We start from the raw sequence: 8,343 nt of genomic DNA, 5'->3' as shown, positions 1-8,343 counted from the left end.
TCAGCCACGTGATCATTGTGGCCGTCTGGCGCTTCCCGGCGCAGCAACTGGACGACACACCACGACAGGGCGAACGTTGCCTGATGCGGCACTAGCAGACATCAAGAATGGCCCCCTGACGCTCTCACCGGGCGGCATGGGTTGCAGAAACTGCAGGTGTGACGGACTGGCAACGGCCGTCAGGCGCGTCCGTGTGCCTCCTGTGAGCGTCGTGTTAGGGCGTCGATGAGTACGGCGGCGAACAGGACGCCGCCCGTGATGACGAACTGGATCGCGGTGGGGGTGTCCGTGATCGCCATGCCCGAGGCGATGGACTGGATGACCAGCATCCCGAGCACCGCGGACCAGGTCGTACCGCGCCCGCCGAACAGGCTCGTGCCGCCGATGACGGCCGCCGCGACGGCGTTGAGGAGCAGCACGCCGGAGCCCGAGCTCTGGCTCACCGAAGTGATACGCGAGGCCAGGAACAGGCCGCCGACCGCGGCCATGGTGCCCGACACCGCGAGCACCGCCGTCTGGACCCCGGTCACGTTGAGGCTGGCGCGCCGGGCCGCCTCGACGCCGCCGCCGAGGGCGTACACCTGCCGTCCGTAGTGTGTGCGGCGCAGCAGGATGTCGAGCCCCGTCACCACCACGAGGAAGATGAGCAGGGCCAGCGGCAGCCCCTGGAACCGGTTGAGCAGATACGCCGAGGCGAACGCGACCACCGCGAGCGCCCCCGTGCGTACGGCGATCTCGCTCAGCGAGCGGTGCGGCATGTTCGCCGCCGTGCGGCGGCGCAGGTCCAGGTACGACACCAGGAAGACCGAGCCCGCCGCGAGCGCCGCCAAGCTGTAGGCGACGGCGTCGTTGGTGAAGTAGTAGCTGGTCAGATCGGCGAGGAAGCCGTTCTCGGCGAGGTTGATCGTGCCGCTGGTGCCGAGGATGTAGAGCATCAGCCCGTTCCAGGTGAGCAGCCCCGCGAGCGAGACGACGAACGCCGGCACCCGGGTCTTGGCGCAGGAGAAGCCCTGCACGGCTCCCGCCGCCGAACCGGTGAGCACCGCGAGGATCAGGGCCAGCCATTCGGGCACACCGTTGTTCACGTTCAGCACCGCGAAGACGGCCGCCGCGAGGCCGCTGATCGAGCCGACCGACAGGTCGAGTTCACCGATCAGCAGCACGAAGACGATGCCGACCGCGATCAGCCCCGTGCCCACGATGTCCACGCTGAGGTTGGACAGGTTCCGCGGCGAGAGGAAGTTCGTGTTGAGGGACTGGAAGATGATCCACACCGTGGCGAGCACGAGGACCACGGGGAGCGAGCCCGTCTCCCCGGCCCGCAGCCTGCTCCGGAAGGAGGCCGCGCCGCCCTTCGCGGCGTGGGCGACGGCGTGGCGCAGCCGCGGCCGGCGCGTCGTGGCGGCGGGTGCGGCGGACTCCGCCGACTGGTTGTCCTCCATACGGCGCATCCCCCTCACCACCCCGCCTCGTGCGCCGGCGGCCGGCGCGGCATGTTCTCCGTGGCGCCCGTGATGGACGAGATGATCTGTTCCTGGGAGGCGGTGTGGACGTTGAAGAAGCCGTTGTTGCGGCCGAGCCGCAGCACCGCGGCCCGGTCCGCCAGCGCCTTCACGTCACCCATGTTGTGGCTGATCAGCAGCACGCCCATACCGCGGTCGCGCAGCGCGTCGACGAGGTCCAGGACCTCGGTGGTCTGCTCGAATCCCAGCGCCGCGGTCGGTTCGTCCAGCAGCAGCACCCGGGGCTCGCCGAGCAGCGAGCGGGCGATGGCGACCGTCTGCCGCTGGCCGCTGGAGAGCGACACCACCGGGGCGCGCAGATTCGGGACGGTCCTGGTCAGGCGTTTGAGAAGTTCGAGGGTACGGCTCTCCATCTCCATCTCGTTGAGGAACCCGAACCTGCGGATCTCCCGGCCGAGGAACAGATTGCCGACGACGTCGAGGTTCCCGCACAGCGCGAGGTCCTGGTAGACGGTGGCGATGCCGAGGTCCCGGGCGTCGTGCGGGCGTCTGATGTGGACCGGTCGGCCCTCCCACTCGATGACGCCCCGGTCCGCGGGGGCCACGCCGGAGATCACCTTGACGAGGGTGGACTTGCCGGCCCCGTTGTCGCCGAGCAGGGCGACCACCTGCCCGGCCTTGATCTCCAGCTCGACGTCCCGCAGGACCTCGACGACACCGAAGCGCTTGCACACCCCGCGCAGCGCCAGCAAGGGGGGAGCCGACACGGACATCATCTCCTTCCCGGGGCTTGTCAGGTCAGTCCGGCCTTGCTGCACGCGCTCGCCAGCCGGGGCACACAGATCTGCCCGACGGTGTAGACGCCGTCCTTCACCAGCGTGTCCTTGATGTTGCCGACGGTCACCGGGACGGGTGTGAGCATGACGGCCGGAACCTGTTTGCCGCCGGTCGGTCGCACGGTGTCCTTGGCGACCCGGTCGAGGGCGGCACCATGGGCCGCGGTCACGGCCATGGTGGCCCCGGCCGAGGCCTCGGGACCGAAGGGCTTGTACACGGTCATGTACTGCTCGCCGCCGACGATGCGCTGCACAGCCCCGAGTTCGGCGTCCTGCCCGGTGACCGGGGGCAGCGGGTCGACCTTGTTCGCCTTGAGCGCGGAGATGCTCCCGGCGGCCAGCCCGTCGTTGGCGGCGTACACTCCGTGGATGTTGGCGACCCCGAGGGCGGAGAGCGCGCCGGACATGTTCATGTTCGCGGTCTCCGGCCGCCACTGCAGCGTGTCGTAGGCCTTGCCGATCTTCACTCGGCCCGCGAGCACGGACAGGGCGCCCTTTTTGAACTGTGCCGCGTTGGGGTCGCTGGGATCGCCGTTCATCATGACGATCTGCCGCTTGCCCGCGCTGTCGTCATGCATCGCCCTCAGCAGGGCCCGGCCCTGGAGTCTGCCGACCTCCTGGCCGTCGAAGGAGACGAAGCCGGAGATCGGGCCCTCAGCGAGGCGGTCGTAGGCGATGACCGGGATGTCCGCCTGGGCCGCGTCCCTGACCTCGTTGGCCAGCGATCGGGCGTCCACGGCCACGAGCACGATGGCGTCGACCCCCTTGGTGATCATCGAGTCCATCTGCTCCTGCTGGATCGCCACATCGTTCTTGGCGTTGGCGTGCTCGACCACGCAGTCGGCGCACAGCTGTCTGATCTTCTTCTCCAGCAGGGGCCTGTCCTGTGCCTCCCAGCGGGCCGTGGTGGCGTCTGGCAGCAGCAGACCGATCCGCGGCGCGCTCTGGCCGTCGGGGTCGCCGCCACCCGACCCGCAGGCGGCGAGAGCCACGGCCATCGGGATCACGCCCAACATCAGCACCACGTGCCGTATGTCGGCCCTCACCCGAAAGACCTCCTTCGCCGGCGTCGTGCGCGTGGGGCGAAGGAGCGCGTGTAGAGCGGCGACCCGGATTCGTGCGTGGTCCGGTCGGCCCGTACGCACGACGACCGATGCCCTGCGACGGTACGAGCCCGTATGGGCCGGGCGGCCACGTCGGCACGGACGGCCGCCCAGGCGATGCGGGGCCTGCGCCCGGCCGGCCCGGTACCGGTGGCGATGTCGTCGAGCATGGCGATAGCCGGCCTCCTCACATTCCACGGGTACGGCCGGGCGCCGACGCTAGAGGTCCGCCAGGAACGTGCCGCGTAGACGCGGCGAGACGACCATGCCGCCAGTGTGGCACCCGGCGGGGCGATCGGCGACTCTGTGGGTTTGCCCGTATATGCAATTCTGGTGTGGGGGCCCGATCTCAGTCGCGTCTGTGGTACAGACGGGAAGTAGGTTGCGGACATGCCTCATGACGGCGCCATCCGGGCCGCAGTGTCCGGACCGGGTGTATCCGGGGCCGACACCGCGGACACCGGTGCGCCGCCTCCGGGTCCGCGGGCGGCGGGCGAGCGGGCCCTGGCCTTCGCCGGGGTGGCCCTGGCCGCGGTGTACGTACCCGGCGGCGCCGACAAGCGGGAGCTACGGCTGGCCGAGACGGCCCGGTGGGCCGCCTCCGACTACCGGCTGCCCGAGCATCTGCACCTGCCCGGAGGCTCACCGGCGGAGCACGCGCTGCGCGCCGACCGGCCGCTGTGGCTGGCTCCGGCCGCACTGGCCGCCTACCCCGAGGGCGGGCCCACGCCGCGAGCGGACGCGTCGCTCGGCGCGCTGCCCCTCAGGAGCGAGGGCGAGCGGCTCGGCTGCCTCGTCGTGGTGGGGACCGGGTCGGACGGCTTCTCCGCCGAACAACGGCACTTCCTCGAGCGGTACGCCGACGCGGTCGCCCACCTGTTGCCCTCCGTCGTCGGCCGGCCCGAGCCGTGGGCGCTGCTGGACACCGCCCTGCGCAGTCTGCGCGTCGGCTCCTTCGTGCTGCTGCCGGACACCGGCCGGATCGAGGCGGACCGGACCCTCCTCGAACTCGTCGGCATCACCCCGGACGACTTCGACGGCAAGGCGGACACCCTGCTCGCGCACGCCCTTCCGGAGGACATGCACGCCCTGGTGTCGGTCCTGGAGCCGGCCACCCAGACGTTCGGCCGGCGTGAGCTGGAGTTCCGCGTCCGTGGTCCCACCGGTGAGATGCGCTGGCTGAGCCTGAGCTGCCGGGTGCTGGAGGCCACCGAGGACCGGCCTGAGCTGGTGCTGGGCGTGGTGACGGCCACCTCGGTGCTGCGCCGCAGCGCGGACGAGGTCTCCAGGATCCAGTGGCTCACGGCCGCCCTGGACGACGCCGACACCGTCCGCGACGTCAGCCGCGTCGTGGTCGCCGCGCTGCGCGAGCCGCTGGGCGCCGACCGGGTGGCGCTGGCCGAACTGCAGGGCGAGCGGCTCATGGTCACCGTGCTGGACCCGCCGCAGCCCGACGCCTGGCCCAAGGCCTTGCGCGACGAGTGGCGCACGGAGTGGCCCGACGCGCCCCTGGGCGCCCTGCCCACCCTGCAACTGGCCCTGCAGGACGGGCGGATGGACCTGTGGCCCGCCGGCACCGCCTTCGAACCTGGCCTCGAGGGCGTCGGTACCGGAGGCCTGGCCGTACTGCCCCTGCCGGCCAGGGGACAGGTGGCCGGGGTGTGCCTGGTCGGCTGGGACGAGCCGCACGAGTTCGAGCCCGACGAGCGGTCCCTGCTGACCGCCACCGCGGCCCTGGCCGGACAGGCCCTCAAGCGGGCCCACGAGCACGACGCCGAGCAGCAGCTTGCCACCATGCTCCAGCGCAGCCTGCTGCCCCGCCGCCTGCCCGAACTGCCCGGCGGACTGGCCGTGGCCCGTTATCTGCCCGCCCGGCGGGGCCTGCAGGTGGGCGGCGACTGGTACGACGTCATCGCCCTGTCCGAGGACCGGGTGGCGCTGGTCATCGGGGACGTACAGGGACACAGCGCCGGAGCCGCGACGATCATGGGGCAGATGCGTACGGCGGTCCGGGCCTACGCGGTGGAGGGGCACCCGCCCGACGTGGTCGTCAGCCACGCCAACCGCCTCCTCGTCGGCATGGAGACCGATCTCTTCGCCACCTGCTGCTATGCCGAATTGGACATGGAGGAGGGCAACACCCTGTTCGTACGGGCCGGGCACCTCGCACCGCTGGTGCGGCTACCCGACGGCAGCACCGAGGAGATCGAGGTCGAGGGCGGACTCCCGCTCGGCATCCTCGAGGACGCGGAGTTCCCCATGACCGCGGTCGCGCTGTCGCCCGGCACCGTGCTGGCCCTGGTCACCGACGGCTTGGTCGAGGCCGTCGGCCTGCCCGTGGACGAGGGCATGGACCTCACCCGGGGCGCACTCGCCGCGGCCAATCCGGCGGACCTCGGCCGCATGGCCGACGAGCTGCTCGGCGACGTCGGCCGCCGCGAGGACGACGTGGCACTGCTGCTGCTGCGCTACGACGGCATGGGGACCCGTCCCACACGGGCCGGCTGGGTGGTGTGGCGGCTGCCCGACGCCGTCATGCACGCCCGCCGCTTCACGGCGCGCACCCTTCGCAACTGGCAGGCCGAGGAGGTGGCCGACGCGGTGCTGCTGGTCGTGTCCGAACTGGTCACCAACGCTCTGGTGTACACCCAGGGCCCGGTCCGCCTCGATGTGGTCCTGCGCGGGGACCGGGTCCGGGTCGCCGTCACCGACTCCTCGCCGCGGGCGCCCGCCAAGCCGGTGATCGTGGACTGGGAGTCCACCGGCGGCCGGGGCCTGATGCTGGTCGAGGCGATGTCGGAGTCCTTCGGCACGACGCCGGTGGCGGGCGGCAAGCAGGTGTGGAGCGAGATCGTCGTACCGCACGAGCCGGGTCCTGGGGTCTCCGGGACCGGAACGCTTTGAGGGGGCCAGCCGTGACCTTCCGCAGAGCGCACCTCCTCGCGGCGCTCCTCGCCGTACTCCTGACGCTGTCCCAGGCGGCTTGCGGGGACGAGGGCGACGGCAAGGCGGGCGCGAACGGCTTCGCCGTGGGCCTGCTGCTGCCGAGCCGGTCGCTGCCCCGCTGGGAGAGCTCCGACAAACCACTGATCGAGCAGCGGGTGAAGGAGCTGTGCCCGCACTGCACCCTGGAGTACGCCAACGCCGACGACGACGTGGCCCGGCAGCGAGCACAGATGGACTCCATGATCACCAAGGGGGTCAAGGTCCTGATCCTCGATGCCGCGGACACCAAAGCCGTGCGTTCCTCGATCCGCGAGGCCCGCGCTGCGGGCGTACCGGTCGTCGCCTACGACCGGCTCGCGGAAGGCCCGATCTCCGGCTTCGTCAGCTTCGACGGCGGCGAGGTCGGCAGGCTCCAGGGCGAGGCGCTCCTCGACGCCATGGGGACTGCCAAGGCCCGGCAGATCGTGATGCTCAACGGAGACCCGACCAGCCCCAACGCGGCCTGGTACCGCCAGGGCGCGCTCTCCGTCCTCGCGGGCAAGGTGCGCATCGGCAGGGCCTACGACACTCAGGGATGGAGCACGGAGAACGCCCACGCCCATATGTCCGCCGCCATCGCCGCGCTCGGCCCGAACGGGATCGACGGCGTCCTGTCGGCCAACGACGCCATGGCCGCGGGCGCCATCGCCGCACTCAAGAGCGCCGGCGTCACGGCTCTCCCGCCGGTCACCGGCCAGGACGCCGACCTCGACGCCGTACGCCGTATCGTCAAGGGCGAGCAGTACATGACGGTCTACAAGCCGTTCCGCACGGAAGCGGCCGCGGCCGCCGAGCTGGCCGTCGCGCTGGGCCGCGGCCACGATCTGCGCACCGTCGCCCCGACGACCACGGACAGTCCCACCGCCCGGAACATTCCCTCGGTCCTGCTCACCCCGCGCGCGGTGACGAAGGACAACATCGAGCAGACCCTGGTCAAGGACCACGTCTACACGATCGACCAGATCTGCGGCGGCCTCCGGACGGCCTGCGCCCGCATTGGCCTCACCGAGTAGAGGACCCTCGGTTCCTGGCGGGCCGCTGTTCCCTTGATCCGTCGAGTCCCGTGATGGCCGAAATCAAAGTTGGTCGATCGTCCAAGACGGCGGTTAGCATAGGGGTGAGCATTTCACTCTTGACGGAACGGTGGACCGAATGTCTCGCATGGCAGCGAAGGATCGACGGGAAGAACTCATCGCCGCGGCGTTCCGCGTCATGGTCCGCGACGGAGTCGTCAAGACCACGACACGTGCTGTCGTTAACGAGGCGAAGATGCCGCTGGGCGTTTTCCACTACTGCTTCAACTCACGTGAGGAACTCCTCCAGGAAGTCATCACCCGCATCACGGACAGCGGCGTGGCCACGGCCCGGAACGTGTTCGAGGGAGAGGGCGACCTCGGCGCACGCATCGCCAGGAGCCTCTTCGCCTTCTGGGAGGGAGTCGAGCTCAGCCCGGGAGAGCACCAGGTGGGGTACGAACTCGCCCACTACGCGTTGCGCCAGGAGGGCTTTGAGGATCTGGCCCGTCGGCAGTACGAGCATTACCTGGAAGTCCACGAGCAGCTCCTCGCGGAAGCTGCCGAGAGCGCGGGCATCAAGTGGACGGTGCCCCTTCCCGTTCTGGCCCGCTACCTCAACGCGGTGCTGGACGGCGTCACGCTGTGCTGGCTGGCCGACCGTAACAGCGAGAACACCCGTGAGGTGCTCCGCCTGACCGGCGAGCACCTCATGAGCCTCGCCGCCAAGGACGAGTGAGGCGAGTCGCCGGTGAGCGCGCGCTCACCGGCACTGGCCGCCCCCTCGTCGGATGGCGGCCACATCAGAAAGTCGGGTGGTGGGGGGGGGGCGGCCCCCCCCCCCCCCCCCCCCCCCCCCCCCCAGAACGCCGCGGGGGGGTGGGTAAAGGTGGGGGGTGGGGCGGGGGGGGGTGATGGACACAGAGGGAAAAAAAACAACACA

Annotated in this window: 6 protein-coding genes; 3 read left to right on the top strand and 3 right to left on the bottom strand. The window is 70.8% G+C overall.

Annotation, left to right across the window (positions count from 1 at the left end; all coding sequences use genetic code 11):
* Positions 1-179: 179 nt before the first annotated feature.
* From ABZZ74_RS51390 to ABZZ74_RS51380, 3 genes are read right to left on the bottom strand one after another with little or no spacing between them, the layout of a single operon-like run.
* Positions 180-1,451: a sugar ABC transporter permease gene (locus ABZZ74_RS51390; protein WP_356951025.1), complete on the bottom strand. Its 1,272-nt coding sequence runs from the start codon at positions 1,449-1,451 to the stop codon at positions 180-182.
* Between the two features lie 5 nt (positions 1,452-1,456).
* Positions 1,457-2,239 (bottom strand): ATP-binding cassette domain-containing protein, encoded by a 783-nt coding sequence (locus tag ABZZ74_RS51385; RefSeq protein WP_356951024.1) that lies wholly within the window; start codon positions 2,237-2,239, stop codon positions 1,457-1,459.
* Between the two features lie 17 nt (positions 2,240-2,256).
* The gene (locus tag ABZZ74_RS51380; RefSeq protein WP_356951026.1) at positions 2,257-3,297 is read right to left on the bottom strand and encodes a substrate-binding domain-containing protein; all 1,041 of its coding nucleotides are present in this window, start codon (positions 3,295-3,297) and stop codon (positions 2,257-2,259) included.
* A gap of 495 nt (positions 3,298-3,792) precedes the next feature.
* On the opposite strand from ABZZ74_RS51380, the gene ABZZ74_RS51375 reads away from it, so the two are divergent.
* The 3 genes from ABZZ74_RS51375 (at position 3,793) to ABZZ74_RS51365 (ending at position 8,139) form a co-directional block, all read left to right on the top strand.
* Positions 3,793-6,306 carry a SpoIIE family protein phosphatase gene (locus tag ABZZ74_RS51375; RefSeq protein ID WP_356951023.1) on the top strand — a complete coding sequence of 838 codons (2,514 nt, stop codon included), beginning with the start codon at positions 3,793-3,795 and terminating at the stop codon, positions 6,304-6,306.
* A gap of 11 nt (positions 6,307-6,317) precedes the next feature.
* Positions 6,318-7,400 carry a substrate-binding domain-containing protein gene (locus ABZZ74_RS51370; RefSeq protein WP_356951022.1) on the top strand — a complete coding sequence of 361 codons (1,083 nt, stop codon included), beginning with the start codon at positions 6,318-6,320 and terminating at the stop codon, positions 7,398-7,400.
* Between the two features lie 148 nt (positions 7,401-7,548).
* On the top strand, positions 7,549-8,139 hold the full coding sequence (locus ABZZ74_RS51365; RefSeq protein ID WP_356951021.1) for a TetR family transcriptional regulator: 591 nt from the start codon (positions 7,549-7,551) through the stop codon (positions 8,137-8,139).
* Positions 8,140-8,343: the final 204 nt, after the last annotated feature.

This window comes from Streptomyces sp. NPDC006476 (assembly GCF_040612015.1).
Classification (GTDB): domain Bacteria; phylum Actinomycetota; class Actinomycetes; order Streptomycetales; family Streptomycetaceae; genus Streptomyces; species Streptomyces griseorubiginosus_B.
Note: the sequence above shows the minus strand (reverse complement) of the source record. Positions and strands in the feature narration are given on the sequence as shown.